Annotated in this window: 13 protein-coding genes; 4 read left to right on the plus strand and 9 right to left on the minus strand. The window is 37.2% G+C overall.

Features of this window, described 5'->3' with window-relative positions:
- Positions 1-21 precede the first annotated feature (21 nt).
- A complete protein-coding gene (locus J3U42_RS07725; RefSeq protein WP_267336145.1) occupies positions 22-1623 on the minus strand; it encodes an NAD+ synthase in 1602 nt (533 codons plus the stop codon).
- A gap of 120 nt (positions 1624-1743) precedes the next feature.
- Between J3U42_RS07725 and aroB the strand changes: the two genes are divergently transcribed.
- Complete coding sequence (gene aroB / locus J3U42_RS07730; RefSeq protein ID WP_267329480.1) at positions 1744-2823, plus strand: 3-dehydroquinate synthase; 1080 nt, start codon at positions 1744-1746, stop codon at positions 2821-2823.
- A 93-nt stretch (positions 2824-2916) separates the two neighbouring features.
- On the opposite strand, the gene J3U42_RS07735 is transcribed toward aroB, so the two are convergent.
- From J3U42_RS07735 to J3U42_RS07745, 3 genes are read right to left on the minus strand one after another with little or no spacing between them, the layout of a single operon-like run.
- The gene (locus tag J3U42_RS07735; protein WP_220218729.1) at positions 2917-4131 is read right to left on the minus strand and encodes an OFA family MFS transporter; all 1215 of its coding nucleotides are present in this window, start codon (positions 4129-4131) and stop codon (positions 2917-2919) included.
- Positions 4115-6571, minus strand: coding sequence for a flavocytochrome c (locus J3U42_RS07740; RefSeq protein ID WP_324169866.1), 2457 nt, complete (start codon positions 6569-6571; stop codon positions 4115-4117). Before J3U42_RS07740 ends, J3U42_RS07735 begins: the two co-directional genes overlap by 17 nt.
- Positions 6568-7194 (minus strand): NADPH-dependent FMN reductase, encoded by a 627-nt coding sequence (locus J3U42_RS07745; protein ID WP_267336146.1) that lies wholly within the window; start codon positions 7192-7194, stop codon positions 6568-6570. Before J3U42_RS07745 ends, J3U42_RS07740 begins: the two co-directional genes overlap by 4 nt.
- Positions 7195-7437: 243 nt before the next feature.
- Here J3U42_RS07745 and J3U42_RS07750 point away from each other — a divergent pair, with 243 nt between their 5' ends.
- Positions 7438-8394, plus strand: coding sequence for a LysR family transcriptional regulator (locus J3U42_RS07750; RefSeq protein WP_267329479.1), 957 nt, complete (start codon positions 7438-7440; stop codon positions 8392-8394).
- Positions 8395-8410: 16 nt separating this feature from the next.
- On the opposite strand, the gene J3U42_RS07755 is transcribed toward J3U42_RS07750, so the two are convergent.
- The gene (locus J3U42_RS07755; RefSeq protein WP_267336147.1) at positions 8411-9331 is read right to left on the minus strand and encodes an FAD:protein FMN transferase; all 921 of its coding nucleotides are present in this window, start codon (positions 9329-9331) and stop codon (positions 8411-8413) included.
- Positions 9332-9658: 327 nt separating this feature from the next.
- Here J3U42_RS07755 and J3U42_RS07760 point away from each other — a divergent pair, with 327 nt between their 5' ends.
- Positions 9659-10744: a 3-deoxy-7-phosphoheptulonate synthase gene (locus J3U42_RS07760; protein WP_220218724.1), complete on the plus strand. Its 1086-nt coding sequence runs from the start codon at positions 9659-9661 to the stop codon at positions 10742-10744.
- Between the two features lie 51 nt (positions 10745-10795).
- Here J3U42_RS07760 and purL read toward each other — a convergent pair whose 3' ends face one another.
- Positions 10796-14698: a phosphoribosylformylglycinamidine synthase gene (purL, locus tag J3U42_RS07765; RefSeq protein WP_267336148.1), complete on the minus strand. Its 3903-nt coding sequence runs from the start codon at positions 14696-14698 to the stop codon at positions 10796-10798.
- A 363-nt stretch (positions 14699-15061) separates the two neighbouring features.
- On the opposite strand from purL, the gene J3U42_RS07770 reads away from it, so the two are divergent.
- Positions 15062-17779, plus strand: a complete 2718-nt coding sequence (locus tag J3U42_RS07770; RefSeq protein WP_267336149.1) for a DUF2339 domain-containing protein — start codon at positions 15062-15064, stop codon at positions 17777-17779.
- Between the two features lie 195 nt (positions 17780-17974).
- On the opposite strand, the gene glnS is transcribed toward J3U42_RS07770, so the two are convergent.
- The 3 genes from glnS to J3U42_RS07785 form a co-directional block, all read right to left on the minus strand.
- On the minus strand, positions 17975-19651 hold the full coding sequence (glnS, locus tag J3U42_RS07775; protein ID WP_220218721.1) for a glutamine--tRNA ligase: 1677 nt from the start codon (positions 19649-19651) through the stop codon (positions 17975-17977).
- Positions 19652-20128: 477 nt separating this feature from the next.
- Positions 20129-21472 carry an ATP-binding protein gene (locus J3U42_RS07780; protein ID WP_267336150.1) on the minus strand — a complete coding sequence of 448 codons (1344 nt, stop codon included), beginning with the start codon at positions 21470-21472 and terminating at the stop codon, positions 20129-20131.
- On the minus strand, positions 21469-22197 hold the full coding sequence (locus tag J3U42_RS07785; protein ID WP_220218719.1) for a winged helix-turn-helix domain-containing protein: 729 nt from the start codon (positions 22195-22197) through the stop codon (positions 21469-21471). Before J3U42_RS07785 ends, J3U42_RS07780 begins: the two co-directional genes overlap by 4 nt.
- Between the last annotated feature and the right edge of the window lie 53 nt (positions 22198-22250).

Genomic DNA, 22250 nt, shown 5'->3' on the forward strand with positions numbered 1-22250 from the left:
AGTTTTGCCCTTAATTCGAGATTACCAGTTCTTAAATCCAAAAGCAGATGTAATTGGATATCGTCTGCCTTTACCAAAGTTGCGTGCTGTAATTTTTGGTCCTACCGCTGACTGGCGCCGTTTATACTCATTAATATCCACCAATTTAATGACACGTCTTATTGTTGATTCATCATAACCTTGCTCAATAAGTTGTTCAACGGAAAGATCCTGCTCTACATAACCTTTTAAGATACCGTCTAAAATATCATATGGCGGTAAGCTGTCCTCATCTTTTTGATCAGGTGCAAGCTCTGCTGAAGGAGGACGGGTGATCACTCTTTGTGGAATTACATAAGAACGAGAATTACGATATTTTGATAACGCAAAAACCATTGTTTTTGGCACGTCTTTAAGTACATCAAAACCACCAGCCATATCGCCATAAAGTGTTGCATATCCGACCGACATTTCACTTTTATTACCGGTTGTTAGTACTAATCGACCCCGCTTATTCGAAAGCGCCATTAAAATAACACCCCGACAACGTGCTTGTAAATTTTCTTCTGTTGTATCTTTTCGGGTACCAGCAAACATTGGGCTTAAAGATGACATAAATGCATCAAACATTGGTTCAATCGATATAATATCAAATTCAACGCCTAAAATTTCGGCTTCTTCTTTAGCATCAGCAACACTGATATCAGCGGTATAACGAAACGGCATCATCACCGCTTGAACTTTATCTTTACCTAATGCATCAACAGCAATAGCTAGTGTTAAAGCTGAATCAATACCACCTGATAGCCCTAAGACAGCACCGTTAAAACCATTTTTGATGATATAATCTCGCGTTGCCAGTACAAGCGCATCATAAACAGACGCAAGCACATTATCTTCTTGGCTATCAATTGCTTTATAAGCTTGCCCTAATTGAAAACGAGCGACTTGCTCTTCAAAAGATTTTAATTGGCAAACGATATCGCCATGCTCATTACAAACAAAAGAGTCACCGTCAAATATCAGCTCATCTTGACCACCGACTTGATTGACATAAATAATCGGTAATTGTGTTCTTATTGCATGGCGCTTAACCAGTTCATGCCGATATCTTGGCTTCTCAATATCATAAGGGGAAGCGTTAACGGTAATGATAATATCCACTTGCGCTGAACTTAGCTGATCAATCGGTTCATCTTGCCAAAGATCTTCACAGATCAATAATCCCAGTTTTTTTCCTTTAAAATCGACAACACAACTTTGATTACCTGCGGTAAAGTATCGTTTTTCATCAAATACATCATAATTTGGTAAACACTGCTTATGGTAACAAGCCAATTGTTTGCCATTTGAAAATAATGAAAGAGCATTATAAATATGTCCGTCTTGCCAATGTGGATGACCCACAATAACTGCGCACTGCTTACTTGCTTGCAAAATAGAGTCTAACGCTTTTTGACAACGATCTTTGAAATCAACACGGTAAATTAAATCTTCCGGCGGGTAACCACAAATTGCCAGCTCAGAAAACACAATAAGATCATCAGCGGTATGGTTGCGCATCAGCTCAATAATTTGTTGGGTATTTGTTTCAATATCGCCAACACGCCAGTTTTTTTGCGCTAAAACAATAGATAAAGACATATAAAATTCAACATCGCTTTTAAAAATTGGCATTAATTTTAAATGATTCTATGTTGCGCTGCCACATTTTTATCGCTAACATGCAACAATATATCGACTTTGAATTGTCCGGAAATCATCATGCAAAAGATCTTAAATGTTGCCCTCGAAAACCGCAGTTATCCTATTACTATCGGTGAAAACCTCCTGTCCCAGTTTCAACCATTTAAACTCAAAGCAGGTCAACGAGTTCTTATTGCAACCAATGAAACTATCGCCCCATTGTATTTAGCTACGTTAACTGAAATGTTGGAAAAAAACGGCATTAAAACAGATTCTGTAATTGTTCCTGACGGTGAAAAATATAAAACCATGGAAACATGGAATACCATGCTAACTGCCTTATTAGCTAATAATCATACCCGTAGTAGCACACTTATTGCGCTCGGTGGCGGTGTGATTGGCGATGTAGCGGGATTTGCAGCCTCTGCTTATCAACGTGGTATCAAGTTTATTCAAGTTCCAACAACGTTACTTTCACAGGTTGACTCCTCTGTTGGCGGTAAAACGGCTATTAATCATCCGTTGGGAAAAAATATGATTGGGGCATTTTATCAACCGCAATCTGTTGTCATTGATCTTAATTGCTTAAAAACCTTACCTCAGCGTGAACTGTCAGCCGGTTTAGCTGAAGTGATCAAATATGGCATTATTTTAGATAGTGCGTTTTTTAGCTGGTTAGAGCAGCACATTGATGATCTATTAAATTTAGATGTTAATGCATTAAGCTACTGTATTTATCGTTGCTGTGAACTTAAAGCGCAAGTTGTCGCCGCTGATGAAACTGAACAAGATATGCGAGCAATTTTAAACCTTGGCCATACTTATGGTCATGCAATTGAAGCTGAACTTGGCTACGGTAACTGGTTACATGGTGAAGCAGTTAGTGTGGGAATGGTTATGGCAGCTCAGACTGCTGCCCTATTGGGTAAGCTTTCTGTAACGGATATTGATCGCATCAAAAATTTACTGATTAAAGCGAAATTACCGATTACTAAACCGGCGCAAATGTCAATTGAGTCCTATATTCCGCATATGCTTCGTGACAAAAAAGTCTTGTCTGGCAAACTTAGATTGGTTATTCCAACTAAAATTGGTCATGTGGAAGTGATTGACGGCATAGATAAAACTATCGTGTTAGAGTCAATTGCACGTACTTAAACGCTACGTTGAAATTAGCTTATCTGCAATAAAAAAAACAGGAGTACAATTGATGTACTCCTTTTAGTTTATATTTTGCTAAGCAAAATTGCTTTATCTTTTTTTAACCCATTTATAAATCATATTTAAGACTAAGCCAATAAATGCAACCCCAATTGCCACATAAAAGGCGTTAGTATAATTTCCGCCGTTATTGGCCAATATATCTGCTGTTAATTTTGGCGCAAAGAAAGCAGCCGATGAGTAGCCAATAAAGATAACACCATAATTCACGCCTTGATTAATCGGGCCATAATTTTCCATTACCATTGGCGGAAAAACGCCCATAACACCACCAAAACATAAACCGAGTGCAATAATACCTATGGCAAAGCCAATTTGAGAAGGGATAAATAAGAATGAAACAAAAGCTAGGATGATAACTGAAAAAATGATATCTAACGTTTTGTTACGCCCTAGTTTGTCTGATACCGTTCCCCATACCACGCGCCCGGCACAATTACTTAATGAATACAAACTGACATAAAATGCCGCAATAGCTGACGTTAATCCGAACATTTTTTGCCCAATGCCAGATGCATTTGAGGCTATCATTAGTCCGGAGAAAGCGCCGGCACCTAACATAAAAAATATGAGGTAAAAATATGGCGTTTTAAGCATCTGTTGCCAATTTTTATTCACAATAGCTTTAGCTTGTTGATTATTGGCCGGTGTCCAACCCGCAGGTTGATAGTTGGCGGGCGCAACTTTAATGAATAAACTTGCTATGATAATGACAACCATATAAGCAAAGCCTAAAAACTTAAATGCACTAAGCACATCATAGTGTTCAATTAAAGCATTTCCGATAGGTGCAGCAATTATTGCTGCACCGCCCATACCGGCGGTAATAATACCGGAAGCAAGCCCCCTTTTGTCCGGGAAAAATTTAATGGTATTACTTAAACATCCCGAGTAAGCAAGCCCTTGCCCAAAACCGCTTAATAAACCATAGGTAATATAAAGCATGAAAGGCGAGGTAACAAAACCAGTCAATACAAAGCCAAGCGCAAAGAGTAATCCACCTAAAACGCTCGACCATTTTGCCAGTCCCTTATCAGTCAAAAAGCCACCGAGAATCATTGGGATCGGACCGACTGCCGAATTAATTGCAAAGGCAGTCATGACCTCTGACATACTCCAACCTTTTTCGATACTTAAAGGACCTGCAAACACGCTGAAAGCATAAATTGCACCGGTACAAAGTAAAATAGAGGTTGATGCAATGAGTATAAGCCATCGATTAGTATACTTATTTTCCGTCACCATAATTAGACTCCATTCTTGAACTTAAATCCTTTAATGCTGTTTTTCCGGCAATTCGACCAAACGTAAATATGTCTGTTAATGAATTACCACCGAGTCTATTACCTGCATGAATTCCACCTGCGACTTCTCCGGCAGCATATAAACCAGAGATTTTATGCCCGGCTTCATCAAGCACATGTGTTTGGGTATCAATTTTTAGTCCGCCCATGGTATGGTGCACTGCCGGTTTTCTTGGCGTGGCATAAAATGGGGCAATTTCGACTTTTAAATCGAACACATCTTTACCAAACTCAGGATCATATTTTGCATCGACATAGGCGTTATAATTGGTAATTGTCTGTTTAAACACTTGCGCATCCATACCCAGTTTTTCGGCTAATTCCTCTAAAGTATCGGCGCAAAACAGTGTGCCAGCGGCAATTTGTTTATCAATTTTTTCTTGCGAGGTATTATAAGCTGTCTTTTTAATGGCCTCATCGGCGATTAAGTAAAATAATCCACCATTATCAATAGCTGCTTGGGTTAGCTTATCCCGGCTACCATACTCATTAACAAAACGTTTACCTTGTTTATTAACCATAATAAAATTTTGCGGCGGCACTTGTAATCCACTAAACAGTGCACCGGTATCAGGGTCAGAAACAGGCATCATTTGTGAAAATCCCATACCAACTAAATCAGCACCAACACTTTGTCCTAATAGAATTCCATCACCAGTAATCGCAGGAGAGTTAGAGGTCTTGATATCATCATCAATTTCAGTCCAATACGTGTTGTACTGTTTGAGCATTTTGGTATTGGCGCCAAAGCCACCAGAAGCCAGAATAACCGCCTTAGCTTCCACGGTAACTTTTTTATTATTCAGACCTTGACCAATCACACCACAAACATGCCCATTATCGACAATTAACTCTTTAACGGCTGTATCAGTAATGATGATGCCACCATGATCTTCGACATATTTTTGTAACGCAGAAACATACGCATAACCTTCGCTTTTTAAAGGTTTATGACCTCTACGCCATAACGCGCCAACGGGCATAGTCACATCATGTTTATCAAATTCAACGCCAATATCTTCGAGCCATTTAACTGATTCTAGCGCTTCATCAGTTAAGATTTTAACAAGGTCATATTGACCATAAATCACATTACCGAGCTGGTCTGTTCGTTTACCGCCCAGATAAGTTTGAATTCGGTGAAGCAATGCCGAATCAAACAAGTAACCGGTTTTATCTTTATTTTCTGCTAAATAGGCATTAATTTGATCTTTTAAAGCTTTAAAGTCTGCCAGATACTCCGGATCAATCGTCGTTTCATCAATAGCGACGATTTCTGATAGCGTATGGCTTTCTCCAGCAATAGCATTAAACGTGTTTTGCCATTTAGGATTTGCCGCATTCATTGGTCCCCCTGTTCGAACGGTATTACCGCCAACAGCCGGGAATTTTTCAACCACGATGACCTTTTTACCTTCTTGTAAAATACTGGCTGCGGCTGATAAACCGGCACCTCCGGCACCCACGACAACCACATCGGTGGTATATAGCGCATCACTATTATCAACTGCACTTGGGGCTTTCGGTCTTTTTCGTAACACATCAGGATTAGCGCCAGCCATTTTAATTGCTTTGGCAACCCCATCAATCACCCCATTACTGGTTACCGAAGCACCCGATATAAGATCAACATTGAGCGTTTGACCTTCCAGAATTTGAGACGGAATACGTTTAAATACGACATCGGCAATACCTTCTGATTCGCCTTGCGTATCAATATCGATCGATTCAATGCGATCGCTCGATAGGGTAACAATCATCGGCAAATCGCCATTATGTCCCGGTGCTGTCACGCTATATTTTCCCGGCTCATAGCTGATTTCTTCAGGAACATTAAGTAAGTTAACAACTTGTGTGAAACGTAAGAAACGTAAAAAACAGCTATCGAGAAAATCAATGGTACGTTCAGATTTCAAATTGCCCTCTTCATCAAAAGCTTGATGAGCGCGCCCGAGTAAAAATTCAGATCCCGGCATCACTGTAGCATTCACGCCTGGCGCATCAAGAATTTGACGCAAATGAAGTTGTGCTCGTGATGATCCTTGCACATCATAAGATGCACCTACAATCATAACGGGCTTACCGTCAAAAGGATGTAAATTGAAAGACAACCATTCAATAATACTTTTCAAGGCTGAAGGTATAGAGTGATTATGCTCTGGCGTGGCAATAATTACACCGTCTGCTTGCATAATCTTCTCATTAAAATTTTGAATAACAGGGCTATTAGATTGATCATCTGTTTCATTAAACATTGGCACATCGGTCAATTCTAATAGTTCAATTTCAGCTTTGTTGGCAAAATGTCGTTGCATAAATTGCAGCAACATACGGTTATAAGACTCTTTAGCATTCGTGCCTACAATTCCGATTAATTTCATGATGATGCTCCTTCTTCTGCCGCTTGTTTCCAACTAAATTTTTTATTTTGTTCAGTATTAAATTTACCTGTTTGCAGTAACTTATTTGTTAATTCCACAAATAATAAAAATTCATCGAAACACTCATCCAATTCTTTAACTTTATCGGCATAAACAAGATTACCTTGCTCATCAAAAGCTTGTAACGATTGCCCTAGCAAAAATTCCGAGCTAGGCATAATACGTGCTTTTAATTCCGGCGCATCTAAAATTTGGCGCAAATGCGCTTGTGCTCTTGAAGAGCCAAGCATGCCATGAGAGGCACCAACAATCATGACACATTTATTAATGAGAGGGCGAGTTGTATAAGAAAGCCATTCAATAACACTTTTTAATGCTGCTGTTATTGAGTGATCATATTCTGGCGTTGCAATTATGACTCCGTCAGCCGCCGCAATTTTATCGGATAACGCTTGAACTGCGGCCGGTGGTGTTTTATCACTTGGCTCATTAAATGCAGGTAATGATTTAATTTCGCACACTTCAATTTCTGCTTTATCGGCAAAATGCGTTTTCATAAAATGGAGTAATTTTCTATTAGTGGAACGATCGGAATTGGTCCCAACTATACCAACAAATTTCACTTTAAAACCTCACTTAGTACCTTTCGGCACAATTTTTTAATATCAATATTTTGTAATACAAATTCTTTCGCAAATGGCACAAAATGATAGAATCAATTATTGTTATTTTAACTATGTTGACTAATGTGCAAATGATTATGTAAGCTAGTGTAGAACAGAAAAAAATATTTGTGAAATAGCTGATTAATTATAGACTTATAAGTAATTTGTTATAATTAAGTGGGATAGAGCGAGATAACTAGAATGGCTAAAATTAATTCACTTATTATGTTGCAATATATTGATGTTTTACTAAAGCACGGCAATTATACTAAAGCCGCCCAAAATCTGTATATATCACAATCATATTTAACCCAAACTATCAAAAAAATTGAAAGTGATCTGGGTACCGAAATTATCAACCGGCAGACAACACCGTTACAATTGACCGAAGCTGGAAAAATCTACTATGAGTATCTTGCTTCATTAGTCGATAAACAAGAAACATTTAGAAAGAAAATCCAAAAATATACTGACAATAACTATACTGTTATTCAAATCGGCGTCTTACCCAGCCTGGGTACTTATTTATTACCGCTGTTTTTACCGACTTTTATGCAAAAGTTTCCCAATATAAAGATCGAATTGCACGAATATGTCCCCAAAAATAGTGAAGAAAAAACCGAAAATCAAACACTCGATTTTTTTATCGGGCAAAACGCTGAAACGATTTCACCGAATTTAATCAGTCATAAATGTGGTAAACACTGTTACTATGCACTGATACCGGAAAGCTCAAAATTGTATCAAAAAAATGCCAAAAACATTGCTTATAATCATGAGTTTATGAAAGGTTTATTACAAGAAAAGCTGCTGCTAACTTCACACGGTTCCACCATTCGACATCAAATTGAATATCTCATTCAAAAATATAAAATCCAACCAAACATCATATTGGAAAGTAGTAATATTTTTACGATTGTTGAGCTTGCCAAAAAAGGGGTTGGTGTGACTTTTATACCGGAAAGTGTCAGCATCAATAATAAACCGGATGATGTTGCTTACAACTTGATTCCATTACCTTTGGAACTCATTTCACTGAGTTATTTTATTGCATACTCTGCCAATAAAACGCTTAGTGTTGCAGAAAAGGAGCTGATCAAACTTTTTGTATCATCTTTTGATAAAAAGGAACAGACCAATAATTTAAAAGTTAAATAAAACCAGTTAATTAAATTTAAATCAACAACCCTTTTGAGCTCGCAAATTCACGATTTACGGTCACAACCATTCCTTCGATATTTGCCATTTTGTTTATCCGCTGAATAACTTGTCTGGCATCATTGCCATACAGTTGTGTTGTCCAAATTTCGCCATCAAGCGCATGCTCGCTCACAATAGTTATACTTTCTACATCAGTTTGAACAGGATAACCGGTTTTGCTATCAAAAATATGGTGATAAGTTTTACCGTTATAACAAAATGTTCGTTCATAAATGCCCGAAGTTACCACCGACTGATTCTTGATTTTCAAAGCAGCAATGACATTGCCTCTGGCTAAAAATGGATTTTGAATGCCAACCTGCCAATATCCATCCTCATGAAAAGGACAGTCGCCAAAAGTTAATACATTGCCTCCTAAATCGATATAAGCTGATTTGGCATGTTGCTGTATAAAAAACGCAATAATTTTATCAGCAAAATAGCCTTTGGCTAATGCACCAAGATCAATTGCCATGCCTGGTTTTGTTAAAAATACCGACTGATTTGTGTCATCTAAGATAATGTCATTAGGATCAATGAGTTGTAATCGTTCGTCGATCTCTGCTTTTGAAGGATAACGTGCATCTGCAAATCCTACCCGCCAAGCTTGAATTAGCGGACCTATAGCAATATTTAAAAAACTATTTTCAGCCAAACTATGCGTTTTACCTATTTTGATGAGGGTAAAAAGATCTGATTGTAATTTTACCGGTTTGATACCGGCATTAAGATTAACTTGCATCAGTTCTGAACTCGAATTGTTAGCACTAAATCGGCGCTCATAGTCAATTAATCGCTTTTGAGCTTCGTTTAATATCCGTTGTGGGCTGTCATGCTGTAGCCAGATTTGAATTTTTGTGCCCATCAAATTAAGCACACGCTTATCTTGATTCATTTTACTGATTCCTAAAATTAATCTTTCAACACATTATAGCGATAAAATAGTAAAAGCGATCGATTAGAATAAATGAACTAAACAAAGAATTAGCCAATCAAAATGTAAATATATCATTACACCCAATATCTCTAAGTTATTTTTATCAGGTTATCATCTATAAAAAAGAGTTTAATTATATAGTTTAATCTATAAGAAATTCGAAATTATGTAAAATTCCAAAAATTTAGTTTACTGATATGTATTTTTGTGTTTACATAATGAGCGTTTATGTAATTAATATTTTACATATAAAATATTTGAATGATTTTAACAAGGAAAATAAAAATGTTAAAAGATACACTGAATAATGTCCGAATCCATGACGAACATATGTTGGTAACACCAGAAGAAATAAAAAAGCTTTACCCACTGTCAGTTGAATTAGAAAATCAAATTGCATCTTCTCGTCAAACGATTGTCGATATTTTAGAACGTCGTGATCACCGATTACTTATTGTTTGTGGTCCTTGCTCGATACATGATCCTGAGGCAGCAATAGAATATGCTCATAAACTTAAGAAGCTTGCCGATGAAGTTAAAGATAACCTATTTATCGTTATGCGAGTATATTTTGAAAAACCAAGAACGACAGTTGGTTGGAAAGGGATGATAAATGATCCCCATATGGATAGTTCGTTTGATATTGAGCATGGTTTAAAAAAAGCGCGTAAGTTACTTCTTGATATCACAAAAATTGGTTTACCTATTGCAACAGAAGCATTAGATCCTAATACTCCCCAATATATTGGCGATTTGATTAGTTGGGCAGCTATTGGAGCACGAACAACGGAATCGCAAACACATCGAGAAATGGCATCGGGTCTATCAATGCCGGTCGGTTTTAAAAATGGGACTGACGGTAGCTTAGATGTCGCAATTAATGCCATGAAATCGGCTTCAATGGGGCATCGTTTTGTAGGCATCAATCAACAAGGTCAAGTAACTGTATTACAAACATTAGGCAATCCACATGGTCATGTCATTTTACGTGGTGGCAAAACACCTAATTATGATGCTGAAAATGTCGCACTGTGTGAAATTCAAATGCAAAAAGCCGGGCTATTACCAAACTTAATGATCGATTGTAGCCACGCTAATTCAAATAAAGATTATCGCAACCAGCCAATTGTGGCCAACTCAATTATTGAGCAAATTGAACATGGCAATAACTCAATTATAGGTGTGATGATTGAAAGTAATTTGAATGAAGGGAATCAGTCTTCTGAGCAACCCAAAGAAAACTTTAAATATGGGGTATCAGTAACGGATGCTTGTATTAGTTGGGAAACAACTGATCAGTTATTACGAAAAATGGATACCCTTTTAGCTAAGCCACTTACTGACAGGCAAAAACAGCCACCTAAAATTTAATGGTTTTATGACCAATGATATAGTATCGCCGACAAAATGTCGGCGATTTTATTATCCAAGTTGTTTACGCGCGTTACGGAATATGCGCATCCAAGGGCTATCTTCCCCCCAATTATCAGGATGCCAAGAATTGGTCACAGTTCTAAATACCCGCTCAGGATGAGGCATCATAATCGTTGCACGCCCATCTTGCGACGTTACCGCTGTGATACCATTTGGTGAGCCATTTGGATTAGCAGGATACTGCTCAGTAACTTGCCCAAAGTTATCGATATAACGTAAAACAATTAAGTTTGACGCTTCTAAATTAGCTAGGTGCGCTTCATCTTTCACTTCAACATGCCCTTCACCATGCGAAACAGCGATTGGCATATGTGAGCCAGCCATATCGCTAAACAGTAAAGAAGGACTTTGTTGGATTTGAACTAAACTAAAGCGTGCTTCGAAGCGCTCTGACACATTTCGCACAAAACGTGGCCATAACTGAGCGCCGGGGATAAGATCTTTTAAATTGGACATCATTTGACAGCCATTACACACCCCTAACGATAATGTGTCATTTCGCTCAAAGAACTGTGCAAACTCATTACGCACTTGTTCATTAAACAGTATTGATTTAGCCCAGCCTTCACCTGCACCTAGAACATCGCCATAAGAGAAGCCGCCACAGGCAACTAGCGTCTTAAATTGATTTAGCGATACTCGACCTTTTAATAGATCCGTCATATGGACATCAATTGCTTCAAAACCTGCTCTGTCAAACGCTGCTGCCATTTCAACATGAGAGTTAACCCCTTGTTCACGTAAAATGGCAACTTTTGGTTTTATGCCTTTAACAATATAAGGAGCGGCAATATCATCTTGCAAATCGAAGGTTAATTTTACATTTAGCCCCGGATCGCTTTCATCTTGTTTTGTTTGATACTCTTGATCAGCACATTGCGGATTATCTCGTAAACGTTGCATTTGCCACGTCGTTTGTGCCCACCATGTACGAAGCGTTAAACGTGATTCACTATAAATGACCGCTGATTTATTTCGTACAATAAATTGTTGTCCGACTTTTGCTTGCCCCAGAAGATGAACTGCATGCGATAAACCAAAGCGATTAAAACAAGCCATGACATCATCTAAACGATCATTAGCAACTTGAATAACAGCACCTAACTCTTCGTTAAATAACGAAGCAATAAAGTCATGGCCTAGTGTAGTAATATCAACATCAATGCCACAATGGCCTGCAAAAGCCATTTCTGCTAATGTCACAATTAATCCACCATCAGAACGATCATGGTAAGCCAAGAGCATATCTTGAGCAACAAGGCTTTGTATTGCTTGATAAAAAGCGGCAAGCTCTTTGGCATCATGCACATCGGCCGTTTTTTGTCCTAAACTTCGATAAACTTGAGCGAGTGCGGTGGCACCTAACGCCTGATGACCTTTAGAGAGATCGATTAGCAATAACGTATTATCAACATTTGTGCTGAGCTGTGGTGTCACTGTTTTACGGACATCTTCAACTCGCGCAAAAGCTGAGATAACTAATGATAATGGCGATGTCACTGATTTTTGTTCGCCATTTTGTTGCCATGTTGTTTTCATTGACATGGAATCTTTGCCAACAGGGATCGCTAATCCTAAAGCCGGACACAGCTCTTCCCCAATGGCTTTAACCGCTTGATAAAGCCCCGCATCTTCACCGGGATGCCCCGCTGCTGCCATCCAGTTTGCTGAAAGCTTGATGCGTTTAATATCACCAATATTGGTTGCCGCTATATTGGTAATGGCTTCGCCTACCGCTAACCTTGCTGATGCGGCAAAGTTTAGTAATGCAACCGGTGCACGCTCACCCATTGACATAGCTTCACCATAATAACTATCTAAACTGGCGGTTGTTACGGCACAATCCGCTACCGGAACTTGCCAAGGACCAATCATCTGATCTCGAGCAACCATGCCAGTCACAGAGCGGTCACCAATGGTGATTAAAAATGTTTTTTCGGCAACAGTGGGTAAATGTAATACACGCTTGACAGCATCGTAGAGATTTATGTCAGTAGTTGAGAAATTATCACCAGACGCTTGATAAGTTTTGACGTCTCTTAACATTTTAGGTGTTTTACCCAATAATACATCCAGCGGTAAATCGATCGGATTATTATTAAAATATTCATCATGTAACTTAACTGATTTGTTAAAAGTGGCTTCACCAATAACGGCATAAGGCGCTCGTTCACGTTGGCAAAGCTTATCGAACAAATCTAGACTATCAGGATGTATTGCCAGAACATAACGTTCTTGCGACTCATTACACCAAATTTCGAGTGGTGTCATGCCAGGTTCATCATTCAAAATTTTACGCAATTCAAATTGACCGCCACAACCACCGTCGCTTACTAACTCTGGCATAGCATTGGATAAGCCACCAGCACCAACATCATGAATAAATAATATCGGGTTATCTTTGCCTAGCTGCCAACAACGGTCGATCACCTCCTGACAACGGCGCTCCATTTCCGGATTATCACGTTGAACGGAGGCAAAATCGAGATCGGCATCAGATTGACCCGATGTCATCGATGAGGCTGCACCACCGCCTAACCCAATATTCATTGCTGGCCCACCTAAAACAATCAATTTAGAGCCAGCAGGAAACTCGCCTTTTTGAATGTGTTCACGACGAATATTTCCCATTCCTCCAGCCAGCATAATCGGCTTATGATAACCACGCAGTTCATAACCGTTATAACTGTTAACGTGTTCTTCATAGGTACGGAAATATCCCAACAATGCAGGTCGACCAAACTCATTATTAAATGCCGCCCCACCTAATGGGCCATCAATCATAATATCAAGCGCCGTCACAATGCGATCCGGTTTACCAAAATCTTGTTCCCACGGCTGCTCAAAGTTGGGGATGCGCAAATTAGATACGGAAAAGCCAACTAAACCGGCTTTAGGTTTTGCTCCACGCCCGGTTGCGCCTTCATCGCGAATTTCACCACCACTTCCGGTTGCCGCTCCCGGCCAAGGTGATATTGCTGTTGGATGGTTATGGGTTTCAACTTTCATCAAAATATCGGCATATTCTTGATGATATTGGTAAGTTTGATTCTCACTATCAGCAAAAAAACGCCCGACTTGAGAGCCGTTCATAACCGCTGCATTATCTTTATAAGCAGATGAAACATAGTCTGGCGTTTTTTCAAATGTATTTTTGATCATCTTAAATAACGATTTAGACTGTTTTTGACCATCAATAATCCAATCAGCATTGAATATTTTATGTCGGCAATGTTCTGAGTTAGCCTGCGCAAACATGTAAAGCTCTACATCCGTTGGATTGCGATTAAGTTTTTGGAAGCTTTCAACTAAATAGTCGATTTCATCAGGTGCTAATGCTAAACCTAGTTTAACATTTGCTAATTCCAAAGCCTTACGACCTTGCGCGAGCAGATCAATGGTAGTAACAGGTGCTGGTGATTCAACTTTAAATAATAATTCTGCTTGTTCCAAAGAAGTTAATACCGTTTCCATCATGCGGTCATGAATGAGTGCCAAAAAATCACTTTTTTGTGCCGCTGTTAATGATGAATCAACTTGAACATAATAGGCAATACCACGTTCTATGCGATGGATTTGGGTTAAACCACAGTTATGCGCAATGTCGGTGGCTTTAGAAGACCATGGTGAAATAGTTCCTGTTCTTGGGGTAACTAAATATAGCGTTTTGTTGGATTTATCCAAAATATCAATTTGAGCGCTTTTAGGACCATATTGTAATAATCTTTCGAGCGTTGCTTGTTGAGTTGAATTTAATTCCTCAACTAAATCAACAAAATGCAAATATTGCGCCTCAATATTGATAACAGGAATCGATTTTTCACGGCATGCGGATAGGATTTTACTAATACGAAATGCAGATAAAGCAGAAGAACCAGCTAAAATTTTCATGCTAAGTACTCTTTTTAAGCCAAAACAGGTAAAAATAGAGCAATATTATAAAAGAAAGTCAATGAGCTGGCTATAATTAAAACAACAGATATTTTTTCTAAAAAGTGTCTGGTTTTATTAATCGTTGCTGATAAATCCAATACAATATTGTATATATTGCTTTGCAATATTTTGTAGTCAAAATACTTTTAGTTACGCTCTTTAAGCGGCTTAATATTATTAGGTAAGTATGAAATTTAATCATCCTATTGAGTAATTAAGGATTTACTGTAGATTAAGATAAAAAATTAGCCTCTTTTCTAACTAATAATTAAAACAAAGATCATTCATTAGTACCCATTCTAAAATATAAGGAATAATAAAGTGGAGTTTATTTTTGCTTTACTCGTTTTTATAATCATCATTGTTTTACTTTGTATTATTGCTTTTTTGAAACAGTATATTACTGTTCAACAAGAACAAGTGGCTGAGTTACAAAAAAAGCTATCACAGCTTACGCTAGAGAATATCGTTGCAGATAGAAACAATTGTAAGCCGTTAGATTGTGCAACTTTAGATAAACAATCACTATCAATGACCTCACAAATAGATAGTACTAACAAATCCAGTCAAATAGCCACAGAGACAAAGATTAATCATCACGCCTCATCTATAAATAGTGATCAAAATAATAAAGCGGCAAATAAGCTCAATAAATCTCATCGAGTAGTTAAAACTAGTTTCAGTTATAAGCTCTTTAGTTGGTTTATCATCGGAAATAAGATTACTCAACTGGGTATTGCGATACTTTTTTTAGGATTGAGTTCTTTATTTAATTATATTTTTCAACATCAACAAATTACCCCTGAGTTAATAATTTTGGGTGCGTTAGTTATCAGTTTTGGTTTATTAATAATTGGTTGGAAATTAAGACATAAACGTAAAATATATGCCGCTATTTTACAAGGTGGTGCCATTGCTATTTTATACCTTATTACCTTTGCCGCCTACCTATTGTATGGATTTATACCATTAACACTGGCTTTTCTATTGTTAGTACTGATTTGTGCAGTGAATATTTTATTTGCTGTTTTACAAAAAGCGCAAACTTTAACTTTCATTGCGTTTATCGGTGGCTATCTGGCGCCCATGGTTTTATCCAATAGCTTGGATAATTTGATTGTGTTATTTAGCTATTATCTAATATTATCAAGTCTTATTTTGGTTATTAATATTATTCAATCCTGGCGAATCCTTATTTTAATTGGTTTTTTCTTCTCTTTTATTCCACAAATTTTCATATTAAAAGAGCACTTTCGTCCTGAAATTTATACACAATGGCAGATATATATCATTGTTAATATGCTAATTTACGGTATTTTGGCGACTTTATTACCTTTGACAAAAACGCAGACGCATCAACGTCATCCAAATTGGGGTGATTTTATTTTACTATTTGGTACACCATTGTTAGGTTTTATTTTGCAATATTCCATTACCTGTCAATGGCAGTTTGGACCATTAGTCTCAGCATTAGCTTTTGGCCTTTTTTATATTATTGGCGCTTATCTTATATTTCGTCTGTGGTTAACATCTGAAAAAAAACTCTTTTTATCATGGCTTGCTATTGGTGTTACCTTTTGCTCACTCATCATACTATTCGTCGTCGATATGTCTTTAACTTCTTTGTTTATATTACTCGGTGGAAGCGCAGTGGGCTGGATAATGTTATCTAAAAAAAGCTATCGTATGGCTGCATTAAATATCATTATTATTTTCATAAGTTTCATTTATACATGTGGGGCTATTGAAACGATAGAGTCTAATAATATTTTAACCATTTCAATCTTGAGTATTACTAGCTTAACTTTATTAATTAACGGATGTTTATGGCATTATTATGCAAAGAATATCGATTATGTTATGTTTATTAAAATAGGGTATTTAGTTTTTACAATAGCAATATGGATTGCAATGATATCAATTAGCGCACCTAAAATTACCAATTATAATATGCCATCAATACTTATGCCTTATCTGTTAGGCTTTACAGTGTCAACTTGGTTATGGTATTTACTTGGCAAGATACTTAATTGGCAAGCGCTCAGGTATTCAGTCTTTATTTTATGGTTTGTTATACCTTCAATATTGTTGTTTAGTAAATTCTATCACTACTACTATTTAAATTTTGATATTTGGAATTTAGTTTGGGTTATTGCCCTAATTAGTTGTTACTATTATTTAGATAGTCTTAAAAAATTGACCTCCAATAATAATGTTCAATCAGAAAATCAAACTATTCATGCATTACTTATTTTATTGCATCTTAGTTTATTTTTTATGATTTTCATTGGATTCTATCGTGAGATAATGCATTTAATTAATCAATTAGTAGAATGTTATTCGCTGAAATGGTGCATTATCATTACTTGTGAAAGTTGTATTATTTTAATTTTCTATCTACTCATTAAGTACCAAACCACGACAAAACAATCACTTTTGAAATATTATTGGACAGTCGGTCTACTGCCTGTCGTTATCTTGATAGTATACCAGTTGTCCGTAGGACTTATCTTGAGTAGAGATATCATTCACGGTTATGTTATCCCAATATTTAATCCATTAGAGGCCTGTGCCATTTTTGGCATAATAATGCTCGGCATTTGGATAAAAGTTAAGGAACATATTTTACAGTTAGATACGGATAATATTTCTTTGAATACTTCAAAGATACTACTTAACTTGCTTATTTTTTTCTGGGTAAATAGTATTTTACTGCATGCTTTAGCTCAAGCAACAGATACCGTTTGGCCAGCTCTTTATTTATGGCAAGATAATTTCATACAGGTATCAATTTCACTATTTTGGATGTTAAGTGCAGTGATATTAGTCATCATTGGCAATCATTTTTCAAAGCGGAGTATTTGGTATACCGGGGTAAGTATTCAAGCGATAGTTATCATAAAATCGATATTTGTTGATTACAACGAACTCGATAGATTGGCCAATGCATTAGCCTTTATTGGCCTCGCTTTGTTTATGTTGATTATTGGTTATTGTGCACCATTACCTTCCGAAAACAACGCTAAGGATAAAGAATAAAATTAATCATAAAGTATATCAACAGGAGGCAGATGCCTTATTAACGTGTCTGCCCAATAGATATCGTCAATGGAAGATTAACCGCAAAGGTCTTATGCGATCAGCAATTTTTATCTCAAACAAAATTTTTTTAAATTTGTTTAATAAAAAATTGAAAAAGAAAAATTGCCGACATCGGTCGGCAATGATTATAAATTATGCTACGTTAGAGCTATCTCTCAAACCTACTGTTCGATTAAAGACTAAATGATCTTCAGTTGCATATTTACTGTCTAAACAAAAGTAACCTTCACGTTCAAATTGATATGCTTGACCAACTTTAGCATTTTGTAAGTTTGGCTCAACAAAGCCTTGTTTGATTTCTAAAGAAGCTGGGTTAATAGTGGATAAGAAATCTTCCGCAGCTCCCGGATTTGGCGTATTAAATAAGCGATCATATAGACGGATTTCAGCCGGTTTAGCAAATTTAGCCGACACCCAATGAATAACCCCCTTAATTTTACGACCGTCTTGCGGATTTTTGTTTAAGGTATCGGGATCATAACTACAAAAAATAGTTTGAATATTGCCTTGCGCATCTTTTTCAACTCGATCAGCCCGAATGACATAGGCATTACGTAAACGCACTTCCTTACCTAACACTAAGCGTTTGTAATTTTTGTTTGCTTCTTCTCTAAAATCGGCACGATCAATATAGATTTCACGAGTAAATGTCACTTCTCGGTTACCTAATTCAGGACGATTAGGGTGATTTGGGCAGCTAAGGACTTCATCAATAGTATCGGAGAAGTTTTCAATAACAACCTTAACCGGATCAAGGACTGCCATTGCTCTAGGTGCATTTTCGTTAAGGTCTTCACGTATACAAAATTCTAATGTACTCATTTCGACAGTATTTTCTTGTTTAGTGACCCCTATACGACGACAAAACTCTCGAATCGATGCAGGTGTATAACCACGACGACGAAGACCCGATACCGTAGGCATACGTGGATCATTCCAGCCATCAACTATTTTTTCTGATACCAATTGAGTTAATTTACGTTTTGAAGTAATTGCGTACTCTAAATTTAATCGTGAGAACTCATATTGATGAGGTCGAGCTTCAATTGTAATATTATCTAATACCCAATCATATAAGCGACGATTGTCTTGAAACTCAAGTGTACAAAGTGAGTGAGTGATATTTTCAATCGCATCAGAAATACAGTGAGTGAAATCATACATTGGGTAGATACACCATTTATTACCGGTTTGATGATGTTCAGCAAATTTAATTCGATAGAGCACCGGATCACGCATCACAATAAACGGCGAAGCCATATCAATTTTGGCTCTTAGGCAAGCTTTCCCTTCAGCAAATTTGCCTTCTTTCATTTGAATAAATAGCGCTAAATTTTCATCGATACTTCGATCACGGTATGGGCTATTTTTACCCGGCTCAGTAAGCGTACCGCGATACTGACGAATCTCATCGGCTGAAAGTTCATCTACGTAAGCAAGCCCCTTATTTATTAGCTCAATGGCATACTCATAAAGTCGATCAAAATAATCAGATGAGTAACAGATTTCACCGTCCCACTGGAAACCTAACCAACGTACATCTTCTTTGATAGATTCAACATATTCAATATCTTCTTTAGCCGGGTTGGTATCATCAAAACGTAAATTACATTTACCCTGATAATCTTGGGCTATGCCAAAATTTAAGCAGATTGATTTAGCATGACCGATATGTAAATAACCATTCGGTTCAGGCGGAAAACGGGTATGCGTGGTTTTATATTTTCCAGCAGCCAGATCGGCATCAATAATTTGACGTATAAAGTTAGTTGGACGAGTTTCAGTCTCTGTCGGTAGTGAACCGCTCATAAAAAACCTCTGATTATTTGTTTACTAATGACGAATTTAAACTTAGTTTTGTCATCTTTATCATTTTGACCAAAGAATATAACAAATTTTTTGTTTTTCTGAAATGGGAAAACCGGGTATTTAAATTCGCTCAAATATTTTTTGCTTAAACACCCCCATTTTCTGAAACTTCTTGTCAAGAATAATATCTAATGCATCATTTTTAAATATTGTTGATCATACTTTTAATTGTGTGTAACTGGCTATTTTTACTCAAAACGATTGAGTGTTACTAAGCGATAACAATCGCATATGAGTGACGTTTTTTGACAAAGCGCATGGCTGCAATCCTAACTGAGTTGATAGCTGGCGATAATAAAAAACACTATTTAATTTTGCGTTTTTATTTGTCATTAAGCCTACAAAATAGTCAGCTAATAACTATTTTGACTCGGTTTGGTTAATGAGCTATTTTAGACTCATGACAATAACGATAGCTTATTCATCACCCGATTTTAAAGAAACAACAAATCTGGCACCACCCAGCGGGCTGGTGACGACAAAGGCTTTACCACCATGAAATTCTGCCATTAATTTTACATAAGCTAACCCAAGACCATATCCACCCGTTGAACGAGTTCGACTGGTATCGAGTCTGGCAAATGGCATAAAGATTTTTTCACGGGCATCAAATGGGATCCCGGCACCGTCGTCATCAATTTCAAAAATGACTCTATTTTCTTGTTTAGATATATTTAATACCGCTTTATGCGCTGCATACTTAAACGCATTGAGTAATAAATTTTTAACAATCGTTTCAACAAGGTTTATATCAACGCTAGCCCGTGCATCTTGGCAATTACAGACTAATTCAAAACCTTGCGGTTTAAATAATTCTAGCGACTGGCAAATCTTTTCGCCTAACTGTTTTAACCAGACAGTTGTATAATTTAATTCGATATTATTTTGATGCATCTTAAAGTAACTTAAGCTGGCATTAATCAGCGTTTCAAGTTCATTAATATCATCACTTATCCCTTTTTGAAGCTGTCGCTTTTCCTGCTCATTATCACTTTCTTCAAGCATACTTAATTCAAAACGCATTCGTGCCAAAGGTGTTCTTAGCTCATGCGCCATAGCATGAGAAATGGTTTGATTGGTACTCACTAAATGTTCGATATGGGTTCCCATGTTATTGAGAACATTGGCGAGTGGTTTAAACAACCAGCCTTTAACATTATGAGTTCTAGCCTTTAAGTTACCTTGTCCGAGTTGCTCAGCGGTTTGTCTAATATGGACTAAATCTTTCCATACTGCGCTAAAAGCAAAATAGATTAAAATAAAAAAGACAATTGCGCTAAACAGCGCCCAAATAATAAGAAAGACACTTAATGACATGGTATTTGATTCTAAAATATCACGCATTAAAATTGGCCCCAATTGGAGTATATTGCCATTATTGAGATCCATATACACCACCTCTTTGTCGCCATCATAAGCAAAATCGAGTTGCTCTAATTCTTTTTTTATCGAATGAGGTAATGGCGTTTTGGCCGATAACACTTTTATTGGATAACCAAAATAGGGCTGTAATTCGTTTACCACTTCTTGCAGAGGTTTATCTTTGTTTTCATCAATTTGTTTGCGAATCAAGTTAACGGTACCACGCTGTGATTCACGAAACACAACATGGTCATCGGGCATATCAGTTAATGATGAAGGCAATGAGTCGAAAACTAATAATGCACCATAGGCAATGATACATTGTAATGAAAGTAAGATAATAAGATAAAATACGATACGACGATTGAAAAATAGCGGTTTAGCTAATAGTTGTCTCAATGATTATCTCCCTCTCGCATAAATAAATAGCCTTTACCCCGAACAGTTTTGATTCGTGACGGGTTATCCGGATCATCAAGCAGTTTGCGACGTAATCTTGAAATACGTGCATCAATCGATCGGTCACTACCATCAAAATCGATTCCTCTGACTTGCGAAAAAATATCATCGCGCGACAAGATTTTGCCGGCATTGCTGGCTAATAACCAAAGTAGATCAAATTCTGCTGTAGTCAGATCGATCTCTTGATTATCGAGTAGTACTTTGCGGTTTTCACCGTCAATAATCAGATTATCAAAGATTATGGATTTATTGTTTAATGTGATAACTTGATCTTTTGCGTTCTCTTTATCAGATTCAATTTGTTTGCGACGCAGTAATGCTCGAATACGGGCCAGCAGTAATCTTGGCTCAATCGGTTTTGCCAGATAATCATCAGCACCTAACTCTAAACCGACAATTTCATCGATATTATCTTCGCTAGCTGTCATGATCAAAATATAATTGGTAAACCATGTTCGTATATCTCGGCAGATATCAAAGCCAGACTTTTCGGGTAACATCACATCTAAAATGACCAAGTCGGGATTGATTTCCTGGATTTTTTCTTCAGCACCTTTACCACTATTATGCCAATCAACAAGATACCCTTGTCGAATTAGATAAACTTGAATTAAATTGGCTAGCTTTTCGTCATCTTCGATGATTAATATATGTTCACTCATTAGTCTTTCTCATTACCGTAGCTTGTACTTAGAGAGACTCTATTATACAGGCA

This window comes from Gilliamella sp. B2923, assembly GCF_026536565.1.
GTDB lineage: Bacteria > Pseudomonadota > Gammaproteobacteria > Enterobacterales > Orbaceae > Gilliamella.

Bases quoted from the DNA above. Each gene is read 5' to 3' on its own strand.
- J3U42_RS07755 (WP_267336147.1), bottom strand. From the start codon at position 9,331: ATGAATCAAGATAAGCGTGTGCTTAATTTGATGGGCACAAAAATTCAA.
- J3U42_RS07760 (WP_220218724.1), top strand. From the start codon at position 9,659: ATGTTAAAAGATACACTGAATAATGTCCGAATCCATGACGAACATATG.
- J3U42_RS07740 (WP_324169866.1), bottom strand. From the start codon at position 6,571: ATGAAATTAATCGGAATTGTAGGCACGAATGCTAAAGAGTCTTATAAC.
- J3U42_RS07750 (WP_267329479.1), top strand. From the start codon at position 7,438: ATGGCTAAAATTAATTCACTTATTATGTTGCAATATATTGATGTTTTA.
- glnS (WP_220218721.1), bottom strand. From the start codon at position 19,651: ATGAGCGGTTCACTACCGACAGAGACTGAAACTCGTCCAACTAACTTT.
- J3U42_RS07785 (WP_220218719.1), bottom strand. From the start codon at position 22,197: ATGAGTGAACATATATTAATCATCGAAGATGACGAAAAGCTAGCCAAT.
- J3U42_RS07725 (WP_267336145.1), bottom strand. From the start codon at position 1,623: ATGTCTTTATCTATTGTTTTAGCGCAAAAAAACTGGCGTGTTGGCGAT.
- J3U42_RS07735 (WP_220218729.1), bottom strand. From the start codon at position 4,131: ATGGTGACGGAAAATAAGTATACTAATCGATGGCTTATACTCATTGCA.
- aroB (WP_267329480.1), top strand. From the start codon at position 1,744: ATGCAAAAGATCTTAAATGTTGCCCTCGAAAACCGCAGTTATCCTATT.
- purL (WP_267336148.1), bottom strand. From the start codon at position 14,698: ATGAAAATTTTAGCTGGTTCTTCTGCTTTATCTGCATTTCGTATTAGT.